The 21,970-nt window shown below is 48.0% G+C and carries 17 protein-coding genes; 14 read left to right on the top strand and 3 right to left on the bottom strand.

What is annotated here, in order from left to right; genetic code table 11:
* Window positions 1-195: 195 nt before the first annotated feature.
* Entirely contained in the window at window positions 196-3,537 is a 3,342-nt protein-coding gene (locus JJQ88_RS12120) for a GH36-type glycosyl hydrolase domain-containing protein (protein ID WP_210366164.1), read from the bottom strand.
* A gap of 27 nt (window positions 3,538-3,564) precedes the next feature.
* Window positions 3,565-5,733, bottom strand: coding sequence for a glycoside hydrolase family 3 N-terminal domain-containing protein (locus tag JJQ88_RS12115; RefSeq protein WP_210366163.1), 2,169 nt, complete (start codon window positions 5,731-5,733; stop codon window positions 3,565-3,567).
* A gap of 407 nt (window positions 5,734-6,140) precedes the next feature.
* Here JJQ88_RS12115 and JJQ88_RS12110 point away from each other — a divergent pair, with 407 nt between their 5' ends.
* The 13 genes from JJQ88_RS12110 (at window position 6,141) to JJQ88_RS12050 (ending at window position 20,161) form a co-directional block, all read left to right on the top strand.
* A complete protein-coding gene (locus JJQ88_RS12110) occupies window positions 6,141-7,409 on the top strand; it encodes a sugar ABC transporter substrate-binding protein (protein ID WP_246861126.1) in 1,269 nt (422 codons plus the stop codon).
* 87 nt (window positions 7,410-7,496) lie between these two features.
* Window positions 7,497-8,384: a carbohydrate ABC transporter permease gene (locus tag JJQ88_RS12105; protein ID WP_210366162.1), complete on the top strand. Its 888-nt coding sequence runs from the start codon at window positions 7,497-7,499 to the stop codon at window positions 8,382-8,384.
* 41 nt (window positions 8,385-8,425) lie between these two features.
* Window positions 8,426-9,256, top strand: coding sequence for a carbohydrate ABC transporter permease (locus JJQ88_RS12100; protein ID WP_481748303.1), 831 nt, complete (start codon window positions 8,426-8,428; stop codon window positions 9,254-9,256).
* A gap of 379 nt (window positions 9,257-9,635) precedes the next feature.
* Window positions 9,636-10,181, top strand: a complete 546-nt coding sequence (locus JJQ88_RS12095) for a glycerol-3-phosphate responsive antiterminator (protein WP_210366160.1) — start codon at window positions 9,636-9,638, stop codon at window positions 10,179-10,181.
* A 233-nt stretch (window positions 10,182-10,414) separates the two neighbouring features.
* Window positions 10,415-11,239, top strand: coding sequence for an MIP/aquaporin family protein (locus JJQ88_RS12090; protein ID WP_210366159.1), 825 nt, complete (start codon window positions 10,415-10,417; stop codon window positions 11,237-11,239).
* Window positions 11,240-11,456: 217 nt separating this feature from the next.
* On the top strand, window positions 11,457-12,947 hold the full coding sequence (gene glpK, locus JJQ88_RS12085) for a glycerol kinase GlpK (RefSeq protein WP_210366158.1): 1,491 nt from the start codon (window positions 11,457-11,459) through the stop codon (window positions 12,945-12,947).
* A gap of 166 nt (window positions 12,948-13,113) precedes the next feature.
* Window positions 13,114-14,769 carry a glycerol-3-phosphate dehydrogenase/oxidase gene (locus JJQ88_RS12080; protein ID WP_210366157.1) on the top strand — a complete coding sequence of 552 codons (1,656 nt, stop codon included), beginning with the start codon at window positions 13,114-13,116 and terminating at the stop codon, window positions 14,767-14,769.
* A 362-nt stretch (window positions 14,770-15,131) separates the two neighbouring features.
* A complete protein-coding gene (locus JJQ88_RS12075; RefSeq protein ID WP_210366156.1) occupies window positions 15,132-17,159 on the top strand; it encodes a sigma 54-interacting transcriptional regulator in 2,028 nt (675 codons plus the stop codon).
* 101 nt (window positions 17,160-17,260) lie between these two features.
* Window positions 17,261-18,256: a dihydroxyacetone kinase subunit DhaK gene (gene dhaK, locus JJQ88_RS12070; RefSeq protein ID WP_210366155.1), complete on the top strand. Its 996-nt coding sequence runs from the start codon at window positions 17,261-17,263 to the stop codon at window positions 18,254-18,256.
* A 17-nt stretch (window positions 18,257-18,273) separates the two neighbouring features.
* Window positions 18,274-18,900 (top strand): dihydroxyacetone kinase subunit DhaL, encoded by a 627-nt coding sequence (dhaL, locus tag JJQ88_RS12065; protein ID WP_210366154.1) that lies wholly within the window; start codon window positions 18,274-18,276, stop codon window positions 18,898-18,900.
* Window positions 18,897-19,292, top strand: a complete 396-nt coding sequence (dhaM, locus tag JJQ88_RS12060; RefSeq protein WP_210366153.1) for a dihydroxyacetone kinase phosphoryl donor subunit DhaM — start codon at window positions 18,897-18,899, stop codon at window positions 19,290-19,292. The genes dhaL and dhaM overlap by 4 nt, the downstream gene beginning before the upstream one ends.
* 20 nt (window positions 19,293-19,312) lie before the next feature.
* Complete coding sequence (locus tag JJQ88_RS12055) at window positions 19,313-19,558, top strand: HPr family phosphocarrier protein (protein ID WP_210366152.1); 246 nt, start codon at window positions 19,313-19,315, stop codon at window positions 19,556-19,558.
* 12 nt (window positions 19,559-19,570) lie between these two features.
* Window positions 19,571-20,161: a glycerol-3-phosphate responsive antiterminator gene (locus JJQ88_RS12050; RefSeq protein WP_210366151.1), complete on the top strand. Its 591-nt coding sequence runs from the start codon at window positions 19,571-19,573 to the stop codon at window positions 20,159-20,161.
* Between the two features lie 234 nt (window positions 20,162-20,395).
* On the opposite strand, the gene JJQ88_RS12045 is transcribed toward JJQ88_RS12050, so the two are convergent.
* Window positions 20,396-20,533, bottom strand: coding sequence for a hypothetical protein (locus JJQ88_RS12045; RefSeq protein WP_210366150.1), 138 nt, complete (start codon window positions 20,531-20,533; stop codon window positions 20,396-20,398).
* A gap of 446 nt (window positions 20,534-20,979) precedes the next feature.
* On the opposite strand from JJQ88_RS12045, the gene JJQ88_RS12040 reads away from it, so the two are divergent.
* On the top strand, window positions 20,980-21,960 hold the full coding sequence (locus JJQ88_RS12040; RefSeq protein WP_210366149.1) for a LacI family DNA-binding transcriptional regulator: 981 nt from the start codon (window positions 20,980-20,982) through the stop codon (window positions 21,958-21,960).
* The last annotated feature ends 10 nt before the right edge of the window (window positions 21,961-21,970 follow it).

The following is a 21,970-nucleotide window of genomic DNA, read 5'->3' as shown; positions in this document are numbered from 1 at the left end:
TAAAAAGAAACTCTAACATTCAGGACCACTCCTTTTCAAATCCGGCCCCGAGTTGCAGCAGAAGGGGGAAGGGATAGGTGTGCCCTTAAAACGCCGGAAACTATCAGAAGTGGTATCTAAAAAAGTGACCAAGGTTCCGAAACCCTGAGAAAAAGGATTTCTGAAGCTGGTTGTTCCTCAAAACCAGCCATCAACCTATATGAAAACGTCGATGGAATTATGGTTTTCAGACAACAATGCATCCAGTTCTTGTGCATCGACTAAAAATCCGCCTTCCCGGTAAGGGTTGGAGACATTCTTGAAACGCACACGCTTGCCGTTAATTTCGACTCCCCGTTCTTCTTCGTGGCAGAGGTGGTAGCTGAAAATGACTGGTTTGCCATCGATGTTGAATTTGAATTCCAATCCATCCTTATCCTCGGGGAGCACCGGATCGATCACAAGGTCCCCAGCTAGCCTCCGGATGCCAAGCGCGTTCGAGATAAGCTGATTCATGTAGATCCCTGGTCCGCTTGAATAAATGCGCCATCCGCCCTTTACAGGCGTGGAGCCATCACGCAGCTTCCCGAATTTTTCCGCCGCTTCATAACGGGTACTGAACTTGCCGTCTGAGCTGCTGAAATAGGCGTTGCTCTGGCGAAGTTCAGCATTCGGAACTGCTTCCTGGATCTTGATAGGGTTGATGGTCTGCAGTCCTTTCCAAACTTCGTCCACCTTCCCCAGCTTGGCCATCGCTTCGATGAAACGGATATGGGCATGGACGTACTGCAGCCCGATTTCCCGCCCGAAATTCGCTGCTTGTTCCGCGCGCTTGAAGTTAGTGCTGACACCGCCGGCATAGGTGGCCGGACGATCCATCAGCCTGACTCCATCAGGATGGTAGAGCCTTTCCCTGATGATTCGGTAATGTGCCTCTGCCTGTTCAAGGGTAACCAGTTCGGCAATCATGCTTCTTGTCATCGGCAGCAGGCGATATTGAATTCCAGTCTTCGTATCACTGGGGTGAACCATCAATTCAGGCTTTTCCGGCCGCTCCATGTAGATGAAGCCTGGTATGGTTCCGTCAGAAAGCATGTAACGGTTGAAATCCTGCCTGATCCCTGCAGCCATTCCGGTCAATTCATCAGCGAGCTGTCCATCAAAATTCCGAAGCAGGGAAGCGAAAGCATGAATCACCTGGTAGGTCAAGGCGACTGTCCAACTGCTGGCCATGTAGCGCTTCAACTGGGCATTGGCAGGCTGGAGGGTGTCATCCCAGTCTCCATCTCCATATGAGGACAGATAGGTACCGTGCAGGAAGTTCCGTTTGATATAGGCAATCTGCTTATGGATATGGAGAAGCAGGGGCGTCTTCTCACTGGTGAATTCAAAGCTTCCGCGTTCGGTATAAGGAAGATTCTCCTGTAAAATGGCATAGTCATTGGTTGCATTCAAATATTCAACAACGAGCTTCAACGGCCAGACAATGATATCCCCATGGCTGTCATCCTGCTGGAATTTATAGTAACGGTCGAACATGAACCATTGCGGCCAGTTCCCGTCATCCGCGTACTGATGGGAATAGACGGTTTTAATGATCCTTTTGACAACTTCATCCTTTTGCGTGGCAATGAAATACTCTGTAGGCCCCTGGCAGACATCCCGTGTCCCCCAGGCTGCACCGCCGTATTGTTCAAGGCCGTGGGGCACGGAAAAATGGACAAGCATATTATGGGTATACCACCAGGCAAGGGCATTCATCTTATTTAATTCCTCAGTCACCTGGCCAGCTTGGGAGAGATGGAACCCGTTCATGGTCTCAGCGAAAAATTGCCGGTATTTTTTGATTTCCGTTTCGGCATCCAATGCTCCAAAGTGAGCTTCTTTTCCGTCAAGGAGTCCCTGGACAGAGATGTTCCATTCTGTTGCTGCATCAAGTTCGAATACCATCAGGGATGCGGCATCCGCTTCAACACCATCGCCAAAGATGCTGGAATCCTGCAAAGAGAAATCCGCGCCGTTTATTTTCATCCGGTAGGTCAGCTCTGGGAAGACAGCGGCACTGTCAGAGTGTTCGCCAGCCATGACGCTGATGATATTTCCATCTGCAGCGATCTTATATGGATGTTCGTATTCATTGTTGTTCATCGTTACCTGGTTCGTGACCAGGTAACGGTAAGCTTTTCCTTTTGCTGACCGGACCTCCAGCTTCAATTCAGGTGAATCTGCCGCTGTGAAAGTGGTGATGATGAGTGTGTCATCTTTCGTTTTATAGTACCAGCGGCCATAATTGAAGCCCATTTCGAACATGGATGGCATTGCCAGCAAATGGTATGTGCCGTCATGTTCAATATAAATCCTTTGTCCGGATGTTTTCATGACATTCAAACCATTCCTGGCATTCGTCAACATTTTATTGAAGGAAGTGTTTCCGACTACCAGCTGGGAATTGAAGATCCCATACATATACAGGGTCGATGTCAGGGTATTTTCGATATGATCGATATTCCTGCCGGACATCACGATATGGCCATGCGGCCGTTCGACCCGTAACTCTTTTTCCTTAAGAACGATATGCTCGTAGGTATTTGTGAAAAAGCTGAGCAGGGTGTCGCCATCCCATTCCTCCTGGTGCCGGTCTGGGAATAGGTCGGCAATTTCCTCTTTTGTCATTGAAAATGTTTCCAGTGGCTTGCCGATATCCCGTGAAAGGAGAACAGGCTGCAGACGTTCCGCACTTTCGTCTTTCCCATCCGGGATCCTGTTCCATGCTTCATCGATTTCCGGACCGAATTCCAATCGGGTAATGGCGTCAGGATGGTCATCTTTGAAAAGGCCATAGAATATAAACTGGGCCTTTCTTCCGCCAAGCTTGATTTTTTCAGATTGCAAGGCGGTATAGGCGAATTCATATTGATATATTTCGTTTGCAAGTGAAGTTTGCAAGAGGGCCTCCGGAACGTTCGTTTCTTTATAGGACAGCCCGAAAAATTGGAAGCCGTCTGTTGAGAAACCAACCGCTTTAGTGAGCGCCCCTTGCTGGATATAAGGGAAACGGCCGCCGCTCATCGGCTGGTTTTGCCGTGAGCATATGACGTATCCTTTGCTGGCATCTTCAAAAACCTTGTGGTCGACATATTGAGACATATAGGCTTCATTCGTCCTGACGGCTGCCTTGTCAGCAAGACCTATATCCTGCCCATAAATCACATCGACTGTTGCATCATCACCGAAAAGTTCCACATCCCAGAACCAGATGCCGGCATCAGCAAGCGTAAAAGTCACCTTATATTGAACGCTGGCTGCGGCACCTGTCCATACCAATTGCCTGCCAGTCCGGCTGACCATGCTCTTTGATTTGCTTCCGAGCAGCGGATACACCTGGATGCCATCCACACTGTGGATTCGAAGAAATAGATTGTTCATGGAACCATCAATCGTATTCGACAGCCATTGATTGATCATGGTCGAGTCATTCGCTATTTCGTATAAATCACCGCTGTTCAAAAAAGTAAAGGTTAAATCCCTTGCCTGGAGGGTGAATTTTGGCTGGGTCATCGCTGTCAACTTCTTTCCTGAATAGTTTTAGTCAATCACGAGCTCGAAAGGGAGGCCAAGGTTATCCTTGCTGTTCGTTCCGACATAGGCCATGAACTTACCCTCATCACTTTTGAAGGTAAGATCGGAATGATGATAACGTAGTAATTCTTCTGTGATTTCAAACGTCACAACCGTTTTTTCGCCCGGTTCGAGTATCACGGATTTGAAACCTTTCAACTCTTTCACGGGACGGACAACCTCACCCGAAATATCCTGTATATAAAATTGGACAATTTCCTCTCCTGCCAGGCTGCCTGCATTTTCGATTTCCACAGACAGGGTGATCGGAGTGGATGGAGAAAGGAAACCGGCTGATAATCCAGCATTCCTGTAGGTAAAAGCAGTATAGCTTAAACCGAAGCCAAAGGGCAGCAATGGATCATTAGGGATGTCAAGATACTGTGAAACATAACGTTCCTCTGCTTCCAGGGCTTCCTTTGGCCGGCCGGTATTAAAATGGTTGTAATAAACCGGCACCTGTCCAACTGAAAAAGGAAAACTCATCGTCAATTTTCCGGAAGGGTTCGCATCGCCAAACAGTAGATCGGCAATCGCATGCCCGCCTTCCGTACCTGGGTACCATGCCTCAAGGATGGCATCGGCTTCGTCCCAAATACCGTGGAGGTCCAATGGCCTGCCGTTGAATAGCACGGTGACGATCGGCTTGCCTAGCCTCCTCAGCTTTGCTGCAAGCTTAAGCTGGATTTCCGGCAAGCGGATATCCGCCCGGCATCCAGCTTCACCGCTCATTTCTGAGGCTTCCCCGAGGGCGAGGACAATCACATCGGCACCTTCAGCAGCCTTGATTGCTTCAGCCATCTGTTCTTCTGATCCTGTTTCAATATCGCAACCCTGTGCCGTTGTCAGAAGGGAAGGAGCGAGCTTTGCCTTTATGCCATCATACAGCTGGACTGCTTTTTCCCTGGAACCAAGCCATGACCAGGGGCCAAGGATGTCGCCATTCTGGGCGAAGGGACCGATGAGAGAGATTTTTCTATCTTTTTTTAGCGGGAGGACTCCATCATTCTTTAATAGGACCGAAGATTTAACGGCAAGCTCCCTTGCTGCCCGGCGGTGTTCTTCACTCAGTACGACCTTCTCCTCGAGACCTTCATCCGCACCGCGGTAAGGATTTTCAAATAAGCCCAATTTGTTTTTCAAAGTCAAAACCCTAAGCACCGCTTCGTCGATCAGACCTTCATCCACTTTGCCGGCAGCGACAAGCTCTTTAAGATGGTCAACATAACATGAAGTCATCATTTCAATATCGACCCCGGCGCTGATCGCTTTCAGCGCTGCTTCTTTTTCATCTTCGGCGACTCCATGGGGAATCAATTCCTTCACTGCCCCCCAGTCGGAGATCAGGACACCGTCGAACTTCCATTCATTACGCAATAGGTCGCGCATCAGTTTGCTGTTGCCTGTCGCAGGTATTCCATCAACAGTGTTGAAGGCTGTCATCACCATTTCGCAGCCTTCATCGAGCGCCGCTTTATAAGCGGGCAGGTATGCTTCCCGAAGCTGCCGTTCCGACATGTTCACGGTATTGTAATCCCGTCCGCCCTCGGGAGCTCCGTAGGCAGCAAAGTGTTTGACGCAGGCGGCTACAGTCTGCTTGTCATTTGCCAGATCATTGCCCTGGAAGCCGCGCACAAATGCCCTTGCGAATTCGCTATTCAAAAAAGGATCCTCACCTGTCGATTCCATCACCCTGCCCCAGCGCGGGTCGCGGACAAGGTCGGCCATTGGCGCGAAAGTCACATGTACACCGGCTGCAGCTGCTTCCTTTGCAGCGATTTCAGCGCTATGCCGGGCTTTTTGCAAGTCCCAGGAACAGCCAATCGCCAGAGGTATCGGGAAAATCGTTTTATAACCATGGATGACATCCGCCATGAATAGCAAGGGGATGCCCAGTCGGTTGTTTTCGAGATGGGCCCTCTGGATATTGATGACTTCGCTTGCGCCAGAGGCCCCAAGTACAGATCCGGCATCCTTGATATTTTCATCTGATATTTTCATAGAAGCGAGAGGGCCTGTTATTTGTCCTTCATTTTTGGCACCTTTGAAAAAAGGAGCGGCCAATTGCAGCAGTTGAGCAATCTTTTCATCCAGTGTCATTTCCTTTACTATAGAAGTTAACTTCCGGCTGTCCATATGGTTTTCCTCCTTCTTATGGCAGAACCTTTTATAGAAACGTTTCGAATATAGTTATACCTGCATTATAAGCGCTTTCTTTTTTTGAGTCAACGCTTTATCGAAACGTTTCAAAAGATATTTTTAGGGAAAATGATTAAATCCATAAAAATGACTTGAAAACGATTACAATATGGCATATAATAACCGTATCGAAACGTTTCTACCGGTTCGTCAACTTGGTTTTCTGCTGAATGGTTTTGCTGGATGAATCGTTTCGTCAAGATCTAACTATATTTTTTTACTTTGTTTTCGAAACGTTTCACTATAAGGGGGGTCATCATTCTTCTGCTTACCTATTAGTATTTTTATTGCCAACACGGAAAGCTAAAAAATAATTCCATTAAAATTTTCAGGGGGTAATATTGATGAGCCGAAAAATGTTCCGAGTCTTCAACAAAAAAATTGCCGCTGCCTTCATGGTTGGAACCTTGGCAGTGTCTGGCGCCCTTGCAGGCTGTTCATCCGATTCGGATTCTGCCGGTAAAGAGGGTTCCAAGACAATCACAGTCTGGGGCATGGGAGAAGAAGCGAAAACCTTGCCGAAAATCGCTGATCAATTTGAAAAAGATAATCCGGATATAAAAGTGAAGGTACAGGCTATCCCATGGGATCAGGCGCATGATAAACTATTGACTGCGGTAGCATCCAAGAAAGGTCCGGATGTTGTTCAAATGGGAACAACCTGGATTCCTGAATTCGCATCCGCAAATGCATTGCTCGATTTGCAGAAGTATACAGATAAATATCCTGAACTTGCTCCTGACAACTTCTATGAAGGCTCTGTCGAGACAACGAAGTATGATGACAAGGTCGTTGGCGTTCCTTGGTATGTTGATACCCGCGTACTTTACTACCGTACCGACATCCTGGAGGAAGCTGGATATAAAGAGGCACCTAAGACATGGGAGGAACTGAGCGACGCAGCCAAGAAACTGGCAGATCGCGGCGACGATAAATACGGCATCAGCATCGATACAAATGAACAAAGCCTTGCATTTATGCTTGCACGCCAGAATGGTTCCGAATTGATTGAAGGCGACAAGGCTCTTTTCAATGAACCAGAGTTTGTGGAAGCTGTAGAATATTTGAATGGATTCTTTAAAAATGGTTCTGCTCCGGTGGATTTAGGACTCGACATCATCCAGGCATTCAAGGGTGATGGGATCCTGCCAATGTTCATCAGCGGCCCGTGGATGGTCAAGCTGATCAATGACCAGGCGCCAGAGCTTGAAGGGAAATGGGCAACAGCGGTACTGCCTGCCAAGGAAACGAATACATCAACTCTAGGTGGCTCAGACCTGTCTGTCTTCCAATATTCCAAGAACAAAGAAGAAGCACTTAAATTCCTTGCCTTCATGAGCAAGCCTGAAACACAAATTAAATGGCTCGAAATGACAAACACACTGCCAGCGAACAAAGAAGCATGGAATGATAAGCAGCTTCAGGAGAATGAATATTACAAGGTATTTGGCGAACAGTTGAAGAACGCCCAGCCAATGCCGGTCATCAAGCCTTTTGAAAAAATCGCCCAGACATTCCTGAGCAACTTTGAAAAGATTTACCGCGGCGGAGCGGATGTCCAGAAGGAAATGGATGATTTTGATAAAAAAGCAGAGGAAATTCTCGCTGAATGATCTTAAAAAAGCAACTGGCAGGCAGACCGCCTGCCAGTTGGTTACATTAGTCCAGCCGACCGTGGACTGAGAAGGAAGGGACTTACAATGAAAAGCTTTATGGCAAACAAGACTCCTTACTTTTTTATAGCCCCAGCCATCATCTTATTGACGATGTTTTCGATCCTGCCTATTTTTGTCGCGCTGATCATCAGCTTCACAGATATTGATTTGGCCGGTATTGCCGACTGGTCAACGATCAGCTTCATCGGCTTCGAGAATTATAAAGAAGTTGTAAGCGACCCCATCTTCGTAAAATCGATCTTAAATACGTTGTTTTATGTGGTTTTTGGGGTGCCTCTTGTCATTATCTGCTCCCTTGGAATCGCGCTGCTGATCAATTTCGGGAAAGCGCGGATCTTCAAAGCCTTCCGGGTTATCTTCTATATGCCTTCCATCACGAACGTGGTCGCAGTTGCTGTTGTCTGGAGCTATCTTTACAACCCCCAGCTCGGATTGTTCAACTATGTGCTGAAACTCCTGGACTTGCCGGCTGTACCGTGGCTGCAGGACCCGACCATGGCTAAGGTTTCCCTGATTGCCCTTGCCCTCTGGAGAGCGATTGGTATCAATATGATCATCTTCCTTGCCGCATTGCAAGGAATCCCGAAGACTTATTATGAAGCCGCCCAGCTGGACGGAGCGAACAATTGGAAGCAACTGACGAAAATTACCATCCCGCTGCTGAGATATGCGATTTTTTTCGTGTCGATCACGACGATGATTGGCTGGCTGCAATTTTTCGAAGAGCCGTTCGTCATGACCAATGGCGGCCCGCTTGACGGCACGACATCCGTTGCATTGTTCATTTACCGGAATGGCTTCCAGTTCAGCAACTTTGGCTATGCGGCCGCAGGATCATTCATCTTGTTCATTGCCATTATCATTATTACAATGATTCAATTCAAGCTACAGAACAAACAGCAGGATTATTGAGGAAACTGAGGTGATCACATATGAAACCGAACGCGCAATCGTTGAATAGCGAAGTCAGGCGGGAAAGGACACAGCAATGGGCTGCGGGCATCATCCTGGCATTCGGCGGACTGCTTGTATCCATCCCATTCATTTGGATGATCCTGTCAGCGTTTAAACCGGAAAGCGAAGTCATGCAGCTGACACCTTCGCTTCTGCCAAAAGATTTTACTCTGGAAAACTTCCAGAACCTTTTTCTGAACATGAACTTCAGCATGTATTTGAAGAACACTCTCATAGTCGTGATGTGGTCGTTCGTCGGATTATTTTTGAACGCGATGGCAGGCTACGGATTCGCAAAATTTGACTTCAAAGGAAGGAATAAATTATTCTTTCTTGTCCTCGCGACAATGATGATTCCCGGCCAGGTAACCATGATTCCGGTCTATCTGATCCTCAACCAGATGCAGTTGACGAATACAATGGCTGGCATCGTCCTGCCCGGCCTGGTAGGGGCATTCGGAATCTTCCTGTTCCGCCAGTTCATGAGTACGATCCCGGATGAGTTGCTTGAAGCGGCAAGGCTGGATGGAGCCAGTGAACTGCGGGTTTTCTGGCAGATTGTCCTCCCTATGTCAAAGCCGATCCTGGCAGTCCAAGGAATCCTGACCTTCATCGCAGGCTGGAACAGCTTCCTATGGCCATTGATCATTGCGAATGATGAAAGCTTATATACATTATCAGTCGGGCTGGCGCTCCTAAAAGGACAATATGGAGGCAACTTTGCCCTGCAGATGGCCGGATCGACCTTCATGGTAGTCCCAATCATTATCATTTTCATGTTCTTCCAAAAACACATCATCGACGGTTACACGATTTCAGGAATGAAATAAGGCTGAGGAAAGGCAGGGAGTTTTGTGCTCCCTGCCTTTTCTTTTAATGCAACCAATTCATCAAACGTTTGATGAAGAGAAGCTGCCGCTTAATAAGAATGATTTTAAATCGCTAAATAAATCCTATTTGCCGCTAAATAACCGCCCGGTACCGCTAAATAACCGATTCGATCCGCTAAATCAACTCCGAGTTTTCTGAAAAACGGTCCACGATCGGCTGAATCGATCATTTTCACGCTTAAAAGAAGCCTGAAATCGCTAAATCATCAAACTTCCTGCTAAATTAATTAACTCCGCCTCCACCCTAGTGAATGGACTGTTTGATATTTGGCTGATTCCACACTATTATAGAGAAAACACATCTAAAAGGATGGGGAAAATGAACCAGAAGATTCTCCCGGCTTCATCAAATATGAAAGATTTTGAGCAGTTTTTGAAAAGTCCTTATGAGATTGGCGTTTTCCTCGAAATGCATGTCGCGCAGCTGAAGCATGTAAATGCGATGGCTGAAGCTGCGGGGAAGAAAATGCTATACCATATGGATATGATCCATGGAATCAAAGCGGATGATTATTCTACAGAATTCATTTGCCAGGAATATAAGCCGTATGGCTTGATTTCAACCAAATCGAACGTGATCCTGAAAGCGAAGCAAAAGGGTGTCATTGCCGTGCAGAGAATCTTCCTGCTCGATTCGCATGCGCTGGAAAAGAGCTACAAGCTACTTGAAAAAACGCGGCCGGATTTTATTGAAGTGCTGCCTGGCGGGATGCCCAAGCTTATTGCCGAAGTGAATGAACGGGTGAAGATTCCGTTGTTTGCGGGAGGCTTTATCCGAAGCGCGGAGGATGCGGAAAATGCGCTGGCAGCCGGAGCTGTTGCCGTGACAACTTCCAAACGGGAACTTTGGGACCGATTTTCCTGATATTGGTACTATTGGAATAATAATAATCAAAAATAAAATAAAAAATCCGTTGACAGCGTTTTCATTTTTCAGTATACTTCTACTACAAGTTAAGAAACGTGATGGAGAATGGGAGACTCACACAGATGCACTAGGGGTTTTTATGGTGCTTAGCTGTCGTGGGTCTCCTTTTTGTCTGTCCGTTTCCATACTTTGTAAGATTACAACATCGTTAAAAGGAAGGGGAATTGTGTATGACAGCTTTTATGGGAGAACTGATTGGCACTATGATCTTGATTGTTTTTGGTGCCGGGATTGGCGCTGGTGCATCTTTGAAGAAGACTTATTCGAACAGCCCTGGATGGATTGTCATTACCCTTGCGTGGGGACTTGCGGTTACAATGGGGGTATTTGCGGTAGGTTCGATCAGCGGCGCGCATCTTAATCCAGCGGTGACTTTGGCACTTGCGATAGACGGCTCATTCCCTTGGGCGGATGTTCCAGGTTATATGATTGCCCAGATGATTGGCGGTGTCCTTGGCGCTGTGCTCGTATTCTTCCACTACCTTCCACACTGGAAGGCGACGGATAATCCAGGTGCGAAGCTGGGAGTATTTGCAACAGGGCCGGCAATTCCACATACATTTTCAAATTTGTTCAGTGAAGTTTTCGGCACTTTTATCTTGATTCTCGGTATATTATTCATTGGGGCGAACAAGTTCACAGAAGGCCTCAATCCAATTGTTATCGGTTTGCTGATTGTCGCGATCGGTATGTCGCTTGGCGGAACAACTGGCTACGCGATCAACCCGGCTCGTGACCTTGGACCAAGGATTGCCCACTTCATCCTGCCGATCCCTGGAAAGGGCGGCTCTAACTGGGGCTATTCCTGGATTCCTGTTGTCGGCCCGCTTCTTGGCGGCGCAATGGGCGCTGTCTTCTATAAAGCGGTTTTCAAAGGAGAAGTTACTGGCTCGTTCTGGGTTGTTACCGGTATAGTTGCAGTAAGCCTTTTTGCAGCTTACGCTTTTGGGAAAAGAAGTGAAGGCGAGATGGACGCCTCCAAAATCACGGCATAGACGATCAGTAGGCTTTCTAACAAGACGATTCATTCAGCCTAGACAAGGCGAGGGAGAACCCCGGCATACATGAGGGGTACCTTGCTGGATCAACGCTGTAAAGCGTCAAGTCCGCAGGTCTTTGCTGGTACATCAAAGGGAAGGACCTAATCAATGAAAAGAATTTCAACGGGGAATAGACCTATATAGAAAAAGTATGTTAGGGGAGGATTTTTTTATGGAAAAGTTCATTTTATCTTTGGATCAGGGAACGACTAGTTCGAGAGCGATTCTTTTTAACAAGGCTGGAGAGATCATCCATGTTGCCCAGAAGGAATTCACGCAGCACTTCCCGAAGCCGGGCTGGGTAGAACATAACGCAAGCGAGATTTGGGGCTCTGTCCTTTCAGTCATTGCAAGCGTTTTATCCGAAGCGAATGTTAAGCCAGAGCAAATTGCGGGAATAGGGATTACAAACCAGCGTGAAACGACAGTAGTATGGGACAAAGAGACAGGAGTCCCTGTTTACAATGCGATTGTCTGGCAATCACGGCAAACAAGCGGTATCTGTGATGAACTGAAGGAAAAAGGCTATAACGACCTTTTCCGTGAAAAAACCGGCTTGCTAATCGATGCTTATTTCTCTGGTACGAAAGTGAAATGGATCCTTGACAACGTTGAGGGCGCAAGGCAGAAAGCGGAAGAAGGAAAGCTGCTGTTCGGCACGATCGACACCTGGCTGATCTGGAAGCTTTCAGGCGGCCGCGCCCATGTAACGGACTATAGCAATGCTTCGCGTACGCTAATGTTCAATATCTATGACCTCAAGTGGGATGAAGAGCTTCTGGACATCCTTGGCGTTCCTGCTTCGATGCTTCCGGAAGTCAAGCCTTCTTCAGAGGTATACGCACAGACAATCGACTATCATTTCTTCGGGAAAGAAGTGCCGATTGCCGGCGCAGCGGGTGACCAGCAGGCAGCATTGTTCGGCCAGGCATGCTTCGAGGAGGGCATGGCGAAAAATACTTACGGAACCGGCTGTTTCATGCTAATGAATACAGGAGAAAAAGCAGTGCGTTCCGAGCATGGCCTTTTAACAACACTTGCATGGGGACTGGATGGCAAGGTGGAATATGCGCTCGAAGGCAGCATTTTCGTCGCCGGTTCCGCGATCCAGTGGCTCCGTGATGGCCTGAGGATGCTGAAGGACGCAAAAGACAGCGAGGATTATGCAACAAAGGTAGAAACAACAGATGGCGTCTATGTCGTTCCTGCATTCGTAGGGCTTGGAACACCATACTGGGACAGCGACGTGAGAGGCGCGGTATTCGGCCTGACACGCGGAACAAGCAAAGAACACTTCGTCCGCGCGACACTTGAGTCCCTTGCTTACCAGACAAAGGACGTTCTTTCCGCCATGGAAGCTGACTCAGGAATCGAATTGAAGACACTCCGCGTCGATGGCGGCGCCGTGAAGAACAATTTCCTGATGGAATTCCAGAGCGATATCCTGAATGTTCCGGTCGAACGTCCAGTCGTCAACGAAACAACGGCGCTTGGCGCGGCTTACCTTGCCGGCCTTGCAGTCGGATTCTGGAAGGACCAGCAGGAAATCGCGTCGCAATGGGCGGTCGATCGCCAGTTCGAACCAACCATGTCCGACGAAAAGCGCGACGGCCTTTACGATGGCTGGAAAAAAGCAGTCAAAGCAGCAATGGCGTTCAAATAAATCGAGAATACGGGGTAAAAAGGTTCGCAAACAATTGAAAAATCTGTTATACTGGAGTTAAGTTAATAACCGGCAGGAGATACGGAGAGACCGCGAAGCATTACCAGTAAAAGGGTAGTGTGCTTTGCGGTCTCTTTTTTCTGTACACAATAAGGAGGAAAACATCATGTTCACAAACTTGAAACGCAATGAAATCATCGATAATCTGAAAAGCCAAACCTTTGATGTGCTAGTCATCGGCGGTGGAATCACCGGTGCGGGAACCGCGCTGGATGCCACTACCCGCGGAATGAGCACAGCCTTGATCGAAATGCAGGACTTCGCGGCAGGAACATCCAGCCGCTCTACAAAGCTTGTCCATGGCGGCCTCCGCTACCTTAAGCAATTGGATGTGAAAGTAGTTGCGGAAGTCGGGAAGGAAAGAGCGATCGTATACGAAAACGGGCCGCACGTGACAACACCTGAATGGATGCTGCTTCCTTTCCACCAGGGTGGCACGTTCGGAAGTTTCACAACCTCCATCGGCCTCCGTGTCTACGACTTCCTTGCTGGCGTAAAAAAGAGTGAACGACGCACTATGTTATCAAGGGAAGAGACGCTGAGGAGAGAGCCGCTCATCAAGAAGCAAGGCCTCAAGGGCGGCGGTTACTACGTAGAATACCGTACTGATGACGCAAGACTGACCATTGAAGTCATGAAAGCAGCCGTTGAAAAAGGCGTGACTGCCATCAACTACGCAAAGGCTGTGGACCTGGTCAAGGAAAACGGCCGCGTTGTAGGCGTATTGGTAAAGGATGAACTGACAGGTGAAACGTATCAAGTCCTTGCGAAAAAAATCATCAATGCGACAGGGCCATGGGTTGATGAGCTTCGTGTAAAAGATGGTTCCAAAAAAGGCAAACAGCTGATTTTATCAAAAGGTGTCCACGTCGTCATCGATCAATCCCGTTTCCCGCTGAGGCAGGCGGTCTACTTCGATACACCGGACGGCAGGATGATCTTCGCGATCCCGCGCAACGGCAAGGCATATGTCGGAACGACTGATACGTTCTACAACGGCGATAAAGCCCATCCCGAAATGACGTTTGAGGACCGGGATTACATCATCAAGGCGATCAATTACATGTTCCCTGATGTAAAAGCTACAGCCGCTGACGTCGAGTCCAGCTGGGCAGGGATACGTCCGCTCATCCATGAAGAGGGCAAGAACCCGTCCGAGATCTCACGTAAGGATGAAATCTGGGAATCCGATTCCGGCTTGATCACCATTGCCGGCGGAAAGCTGACTGGCTATCGCAAAATGGCCGAAACAATCGTCGACCTTGTCGCAGGCAAGCTGGAGGCAGAAACAGGAAAAAAATTCAAGCAGACCCAGACGAAGCACCTGCCAATCTCCGGCGGTAACTTCGGGGGCTCAGCGAGGTTCATGCCATTCGTGGCGACTGCGACTAAACAAGGTATGGACATCGGCCTTACCGAAGAAGAGGCAAGGCATCTTGCAGCCTTCTACGGTTCAAACGCGCTGATCGTATTCGGCCTGCTGAAGCAGAACTGGGATGAAATGAAAAAATACAACATGCCAACGGTGATATTCGCCAAGCTTCTGTACGGAATGGAAGCAGAAATGATCGCCACCCCAGTAGACTTCTTCTTCAGAAGGACCGGCGACCTGCTCTTCGACATCGACACTGTGAAGGAAACAAAGGAAGCCGTGGTTTCCTATATGGCTATCCAATTCGGCTGGGACGAAAAGCAGCTTGAAAAGCATGTGGCTGAACTGGTCACAGAAATTCAGAAGGCAGAAGAACCGATCAATCATTAATGGAATAGACCAGGCACCTTAACGACGAGGTGCCTGGTTTTCTTTTGAAATCAGCATCTCCATTTGAATTAGGTTGGCCATTGCAAAAAGGCCATCGTAAATTTGGCAAGACAGACATCGATCACGGCTGCTATTGGCTGCCGATTCTTCGAGGAGCAAGGCGGGGCTGAATTGTCAGCGTTATTCTTTTCAATTAGCAGGATGGTGGCCGCTCCATAAGCAAGAAACCCGCAAGATGCCGCGGTGTCCCACCTAACAGAATCTCCTAATTTCGAAAAGCGGATATGCTAGAATATAACTATTATTGAATATGATCGCCTCCTGGACAAAGGGGGTTTTTTCATAGAAAAGGGGGTCTACCTATGTACAAGATGGCCGTTCGGGTCTGCCAGGAAAACGGGCTGCATGTCCGCAGTGCTGCTACCTTCATCGCTCTGCTCCAGAATGCTGTTAAGGACCATGCGACCCTGAAAAAGATCCAGGTTGAACATCAGGGAAGACAGGCAGGCGTCACCAATCTATTGTCGCTCGTTTCATTAAAGGTGAAGCAAAACGATGAGATCACCCTGAAATTTGCTGAAGAGATTCCCGGAGAGCTTGAAAAGGAAATAGTGGAATTTTTCACGGAAACACCGAATGCGGACATCCAGGATCTGGAAGCGGACAGACTTTTGATGGAAAACTCGGTGATTATGCAGGAAGCCATTTCACATATGCCAAATGGGATGATTGTTGTAAACACCGAGAACATCATTACGTTTGTGAACGAGTCGGCAATCAGGCTGCTAGAGGTCCCTGCGGAGGAGCTCTTGAATAAACGAGCCATAGAGGTGATCCCGCATTCCCGTCTTCATGAAATCCTGCAAACGGGAGAAACGAGGTTTGCCGAAAAGCAGTCGCTTCAAAATCATACGATCCTTGCCAACCGCGCGCCAATCTATTTGGATGGCAGCATCATCGGAGCCGTCGCTATTTTCCAGGATATATCCGATTTTGAAAAACTAAGTACGGAACTCATCAGGGAAAGGGAGCTGCAGGAGAAGTTGAACCTTGTCCTTGATTCTGTCACCGATTTGATTGCGCTGACAGATGAAAACGGCCGGTATATGTATATGAATGAACAGATGGAAAAACTGCTTCAGGAAATGGATGAAAAGACTCTTGTCGCTAAACTCATCGGGGAGAAACCATGGAAAGAGCTCTTGTCCGGGAAGATCGCTTTTTACAACGATATGAAGATCATTCAACAAGAATCATATTTGGTAAAAGCGAATCCGATCATGGTTGAGGGCGATTTCCGCGGCATCGTTGTTTCACTTAGCCTGTACAATGAGGTCGAGTCCCTGATGAAGAAGCTCGAGATCATGCAGGAGCGGACGAAGTACCTCGAGATGGAGCTGTCGAAGCATCTCGACCTAGATGATGCCTTTTCCTCGATCATTGGCAGGAGCGGAGCGCTTTTCGAGAGTTTGTCGATTGCCAACAAGGTCTCAAGGACGATTTCGACTGTGCTGATCACTGGGGAAAGCGGGACGGGGAAAGAGCTTGTCGCCCGTGCGATCCATGAGTCGAGCAACAGGAAGCACAACCCGTATATCCGGGTGAACTGTGCTGTCATTCCCCGGAACCTGATTGAAAGTGAATTGTTCGGCCATGAAAAAGGGGCCTTCACTGGGGCTGATAAAACGCGCCAGGGAAAATTCGAGCTGGCGGACTCGGGGACCCTTTTCCTTGATGAAATCGGGGCCCTTGATATCGAATTGCAGGCAAAGCTCCTCAGGGTCCTGCAGGAAAGGGAAATCGAAAGAGTCGGGGGAAACAGAACCATCAAGCTCGATGTCCGAATCATCGCCGCGACGAATGAGGATTTACCGAAATTGATCGATGAAAGGAAATTCAGGGAGGATCTTTATTACCGCCTCAATATCATCCCGATCCATCTGCCGCCGTTAAGGAACCGCAAGGGAGATATCCCGTTGCTCGTCGAACACTTCCGCAAGCAATACAACAACCAGTTGGGAAAAAAGATCAAGTATTATGAAAAGGGCTTTTTCGAGGCGCTCGGAAGCTATGACTGGCCCGGCAATATCAGGGAACTGCAAAACATCGTCGAGTTGACGATGAACCTGACGGAGGACGAAACGCTTCATTGCAGGGATTTGCCAGCCTATATCCATCATCATGGCCAGACGGAGCCCCTGCTGGATCTGAAAGGGAAGCTGCTGCCGCTGGAGGCTTATGAAAAACAGATTTTTGAGCATGCAGTCCAATATTATCCTAGCTATAATCAATTGGCAAAGGCGCTCGGAATCACGCACAAGACAGCTGCAAGCAAAGTGCGGAAATATCAGCTCGACCACCTTCTTGGGAAAAAGTATCAACCTTCTTGATAAAAATTACCTGAATTTTTCATAAAATCTACTCCTTATGCCCGGTTTTTAATGGCACACTTCTTGCAACATCCTAACTGATAGAAAAAGGAGGGCTCCACATGAAAAAACTGATCAATCAGCCTGAGAACGTTGTTACAGAAATGGTGGCGGGATTCGTCGCCGCGTATCCTTCCAGATTAAAACAAGTGCCGGGAACAAATGTGATTGTCCGCGCGGATGCTCCTGTAAAGGGAAAAGTGGGAATCGTCAGCGGGGGAGGAAGCGGACATGAACCTGCGCATGGCGGCTATGTCGGACAAGGGATGCTAGACGGGGCGGTTGCTGGTGAGGTTTTCACCTCTCCCACACCTGACCAGGTCTTTGAAGCCATTAAAGCTGTGGACGGGGGAAAAGGCGTCCTGCTCATCATCAAGAACTACACTGGCGATGTGATGAACTTCGAAATGGCCGCCGAGCTTGCCGAAGCTGAAGGCATCACAGTCGAGAAAGTGATCGTGAACGACGACGCAGCGGTCGAGAATTCTACATATACAATTGGCAAACGGGGAATTGCCGGAACGGTGTTCGTCCATAAAATCGCTGGTGCCCTTGCGGATGCAGGAGGGACGCTTGAAGAAGTCACAGCGGTCGCGAAGAAGGCAATCGCCCATTCAAGCTCAATGGGCATGGCTTTGACACCGTGCACAATCCCGGCTGCCGGGAAGCCTGGTTTCTCGATTGGCGAAAATGAAATGGAAATTGGAATGGGAATCCATGGGGAGCCGGGGATTGAGCGGACCGGAATCAAGTCTGCCGATGAAGTGGCAGACATCCTGCTCAAAAAGGTCCTGGCCCAGCTGGAACTGGAAGGCCAAAGCAAGGTTGCCCTCATGATCAATGGCCTGGGAGCCACGCCGTTGATGGAACTGTACATTATCAACAACCGTGTTTCTGCCGTCCTGAAAGAAAAGCAGATAGCGGTCCATGAAACATTCATTGGCGAATATATGACTTCGCTTGAAATGGCAGGATGCTCGATTACCCTCCTTAAGCTGGACGATCAGCTGACAAGGCTGCTTGACGCGAAATCAGATACTGTCGCATTCAAAAAATAAACAAAGGAGCGTGGAACATGCCTTTCGGAATAGAAGATGCAAAACAATGGCTGACCGAACTGGACAGAGTCTATCAGCAGGAGAGAATGTATTTGACCGAGCTTGACCAGGCAATCGGTGACGGCGACCATGGAATCAATATGGCAAGGGGCTTCAGTGAACTCGGCAAAAAGCTTGAAACCGCATCGTATGAGGACCTTGGTTCCCTGTTCAGGGATGCAGGCATGGTGCTGCTCTCGAAAGTCGGTGGAGCATCCGGACCGCTGTACGGGACAGCTTTTATAAAAGCGGCAGGAGTCCTGAAAGATAAGCAGGAGGCCACGATCGAAGACCTGGCAGAGGCGATGGAGGAAGCGCTCAAGGGGCTGGAAATGCGAGGCAAGGCGAGTGCAGGGGACAAGACAATGCTTGACGTCTGGATACCTGTGGCCGGTTATTTGAAATCCCGGCAAGGCAATGCCGACTGGCAGGAACTGATGAGTCTGTCCAAAGAAAGAATGGAAGCAACAAAGGACCTGGAAGCGAAGAAAGGGCGAGCCTCCTATTTGGGGCAGCGTTCCATCGGGCATATCGATCCTGGTGCAGCTTCTTCCCATTTCCTTTTCACGGAACTGGCAAAAAGCTGCAAAGGAGCCCAGTTATGAGCAATGTAGGAATCGTGTTGGTTTCCCACAGCATGAAACTGGCAAGCGGGCTTTCAGAGCTGCTCGACCAAATTCAGCAAGATGTCCCGATTGCGGCCGCTGGGGGAACAAGTGAGGACGGCATCGGGACGGACGCATTCAGAATCAAAGAAGCGATTGAGTCAGTTTATACTGATAAAGGCGCTGTCGTCCTTTTCGATTTAGGGAGTGCCCTCCTCAATGCAGAGATGGCTCTCGAATTGCTTCCCGATTTTAACGATGTGAGAATTGCCGACGCACCACTGGTTGAAGGGGCCTATGCTGCCGTTATCCAATCCGGGATTGGCGGAACCGTAGAAGAGGTTGCAGCAGCAGCAGAGGAAGCAAAGAAGCTGGAAAAAATCACAAGATAGCTACTTCCGAGGTGAACATGATGCTAGAAAGAGAGATAACGATTTCGCTTGACAACGGCCTTCACGCAAGGCCGGCAGCCCTGCTGGTGAAGGGCTTGAGCAGATTCAAGAGCAATGTGGAATTCCAGGCAGGGAAGAAGAAGCTGAACCCGAAAAGCATCCTCAGCCTGATGTCATCAGTCATCAGGCAGGGGGAAACCATCCATGTGACAGTGGAAGGCAAGGATGAGAAGGAAACGATGGATTGGCTAGTGAAATTCTTATAAAAAGGTGAACATATGAGCTTGAATGGACAATATATAATACCGGCTGCAAAGAACGAACGTCAGTATGAACTATTTCTGGAAAGCAGTTATGAGTATGGGGTGTACCTGGACACAAATATTGCTCATTTAAAGCCGATTTCCCTTCAGGCTAAGGAGCATGGGAAAAAGATTCTGATTCATACGGATTTGATCCAGGGACTGAAAAATGATGAGTATTCCACAGAATACATTTGCCAGGAAATGAACCCGTTTGGAATCATCTCGACAAAGCCGAATGTGATTGCGAAGGCGAAGCAGCGGGGGCTGATGACAGTCCAAAGGGTTTTCCTCCTGGATTCACAGGCATTGGAAAAAAGCTACTCCATCATCAAAAAAACTCAGGCGGATTATATCGAGATCCTTCCGGGCATCCTTCCGGATTTTATCAAGACAATCGCAAAGGATATAAGCGTTCCCATCCTGACAGGCGGGCTGATCACGAAAAAGGAAGAGGTCGCCTGTGCCCTGGATGCAGGCGCAGAAGCCATTACCACTTCGGCGGTATCGCTGTGGAAAAATCTTGAGAATACTTCGTTGAAGAGGGAGGGAAACCCTGCTCGTTAACGAAACACGCTCCTGGAATGGCAGATTCCAGGGCGTTTTTTTAGCTTGCATTCCCGTTAAGTGTCCAGTTCTGGTGCCATAGTCACAGGATCATTCAGGTTACGAAACAATGCTTGAGTATCTGAAACAGAGACATTGTAGCAGTTTAAACATAAACGAGGCTGGTTGAAAGGGAGCAAAAGGCATCAGTCCCCTGCAGAAGGCGTTGAAGGGTACTGATGCCTTTTCTATGTATTACATTTGGTTTGCGAGAATGGTAACACCAGCGCTGAGCAAGACAGCCAGCAAAATGAAAGAAACATATATTAGCTTCTTTTTCAGCTCTCTCTTTCGCTGTGCTTCCTCTGGTGTAAGAAAATATTTCTTTGGCATCAAATCTCTCCTTTTTATTTTGATGACATAAGATTCATGGAAAAGAACCCAATTGTACTGTAAGAAAAGTTTAAAGTTTCCATCCTATATAGATATACGGACAATTCAAAATGAATTTAATAGGAATAATGTCATGATTTGTCGAAAAGGGGTTTAATATTGTAAAAACATTAAAAATTTATTGTCTTATTCCATGGTTTTCAACCCGATGCATGGGGTTTATCCGCCTTTGTGACGATTGCTTGCCTGGCAATCAGGAAGTTCAACTTCGATGGTCTGCCGTATGTGCTAGGCACCTTTTAATGCCATATATGCAGATATAATTGGGCATTACTCCCTAATCGCCGTTGCGAAATGCAGGAAGAATTCAACACTTGACCTTTCGTGCCATCATGTTTTATACTTTCTGTAACCGGTTACATATAAAAAGAACGGAGAGATTGAATTTGGTGACAATTCGGGAAGTGGCTAAGCGGGCTGGGGTTTCAGTGGCTACCGTATCAAGGGTCCTCAACGATAAAGGGTATGTCAATGAAGATACCAGAAAGACAGTTTTAGCCGCAATCGAGGAAATGAATTACCGTCCTAACTCCGTTGCGCGCAGTCTGTATAAGAAGAAATCGAAAACAATCGGGCTGATCGTGCCAGACATCACGAACCCTTTCTTCCCGCAATTGGCGAGAGCGGTTGAAGATGTGACAAACGATTCTGATTTCACCGTCATATTGTGCAACAGTGATGATAATCTTCAAAAAGAAATCCGTTATTTTGAAATGCTGCAGCAAAAATATGCTGACGGTGTACTGATTGTATCCAATACGTTAAAGCCAGAACACCTCAAGGATTTCAATTTCCCGATTGTTGCCCTCGACAGGCCATTGGATTCACTCATTCCTTATGTTACCTGCGATAATTACGAGGGTGCGAGAAGGGCGACGCTCCATCTGATTGAAAGCGGGTGCAGGAAAATCGCCCATATCAGGGGCCCGGAAACTATCACGAACGCAAATGAACGGTTCAGAGGCTTCAAGGGTGCCGCAAGGGAAATGGGCATCTATGATGATGATTTGGTCATTTCAGCAGGATACCAATTAGAAAGCGCGAAAAAGTCAGCCTTTCAACTTTTATCCAAATATCCGGATATCGATGGCGTGTTTGCCGGGAATGACGTCATGGCCATTGGCGTCATCAAGGCGGCAGAGCGATTGGGGTATGAAGTCCCCGCGGAATTGAAGGTAGTTGGTTTCGATGGGATCGAATTCGGGGAAATCGTGTCACCGGAGCTGACGACCGTCGCTCAGCCGATCTACAAGATGGGATCAACAGCAGCCGCATTATTATTGGACTTAATCGAAGGCAGGCCGATTTCACAGAAAGACTATACATTTGAAGTAGACCTGGTTGTGAGACGCTCCACACAAAAATAGGAAGGGGCAT

Source organism: Bacillus sp. REN3, assembly GCF_017912555.1.
Taxonomy (GTDB): Bacteria; Bacillota; Bacilli; order Bacillales; family Cytobacillaceae; genus Mesobacillus.
This window is presented reverse-complemented; position numbering and strand designations above follow the sequence as displayed.

Coding starts and splice junctions, on each gene's coding strand:
- JJQ88_RS12050 (WP_210366151.1), top strand. CDS start 19,571: ATGAGCTTGAATGGACAATATATAATACCGGCTGCAAAGAACGAACGT.
- JJQ88_RS12045 (WP_210366150.1), bottom strand. CDS start 20,533: ATGCCAAAGAAATATTTTCTTACACCAGAGGAAGCACAGCGAAAGAGA.
- JJQ88_RS12080 (WP_210366157.1), top strand. CDS start 13,114: ATGTTCACAAACTTGAAACGCAATGAAATCATCGATAATCTGAAAAGC.
- JJQ88_RS12055 (WP_210366152.1), top strand. CDS start 19,313: ATGCTAGAAAGAGAGATAACGATTTCGCTTGACAACGGCCTTCACGCA.
- JJQ88_RS12075 (WP_210366156.1), top strand. CDS start 15,132: ATGTACAAGATGGCCGTTCGGGTCTGCCAGGAAAACGGGCTGCATGTC.
- JJQ88_RS12105 (WP_210366162.1), top strand. CDS start 7,497: ATGAAAAGCTTTATGGCAAACAAGACTCCTTACTTTTTTATAGCCCCA.
- JJQ88_RS12095 (WP_210366160.1), top strand. CDS start 9,636: ATGAACCAGAAGATTCTCCCGGCTTCATCAAATATGAAAGATTTTGAG.
- dhaK (WP_210366155.1), top strand. CDS start 17,261: ATGAAAAAACTGATCAATCAGCCTGAGAACGTTGTTACAGAAATGGTG.
- JJQ88_RS12115 (WP_210366163.1), bottom strand. CDS start 5,733: ATGGACAGCCGGAAGTTAACTTCTATAGTAAAGGAAATGACACTGGAT.
- dhaM (WP_210366153.1), top strand. CDS start 18,897: ATGAGCAATGTAGGAATCGTGTTGGTTTCCCACAGCATGAAACTGGCA.
- JJQ88_RS12090 (WP_210366159.1), top strand. CDS start 10,415: ATGACAGCTTTTATGGGAGAACTGATTGGCACTATGATCTTGATTGTT.
- JJQ88_RS12120 (WP_210366164.1), bottom strand. CDS start 3,537: ATGACCCAGCCAAAATTCACCCTCCAGGCAAGGGATTTAACCTTTACT.
- glpK (WP_210366158.1), top strand. CDS start 11,457: ATGGAAAAGTTCATTTTATCTTTGGATCAGGGAACGACTAGTTCGAGA.
- JJQ88_RS12110 (WP_246861126.1), top strand. CDS start 6,141: ATGAGCCGAAAAATGTTCCGAGTCTTCAACAAAAAAATTGCCGCTGCC.
- dhaL (WP_210366154.1), top strand. CDS start 18,274: ATGCCTTTCGGAATAGAAGATGCAAAACAATGGCTGACCGAACTGGAC.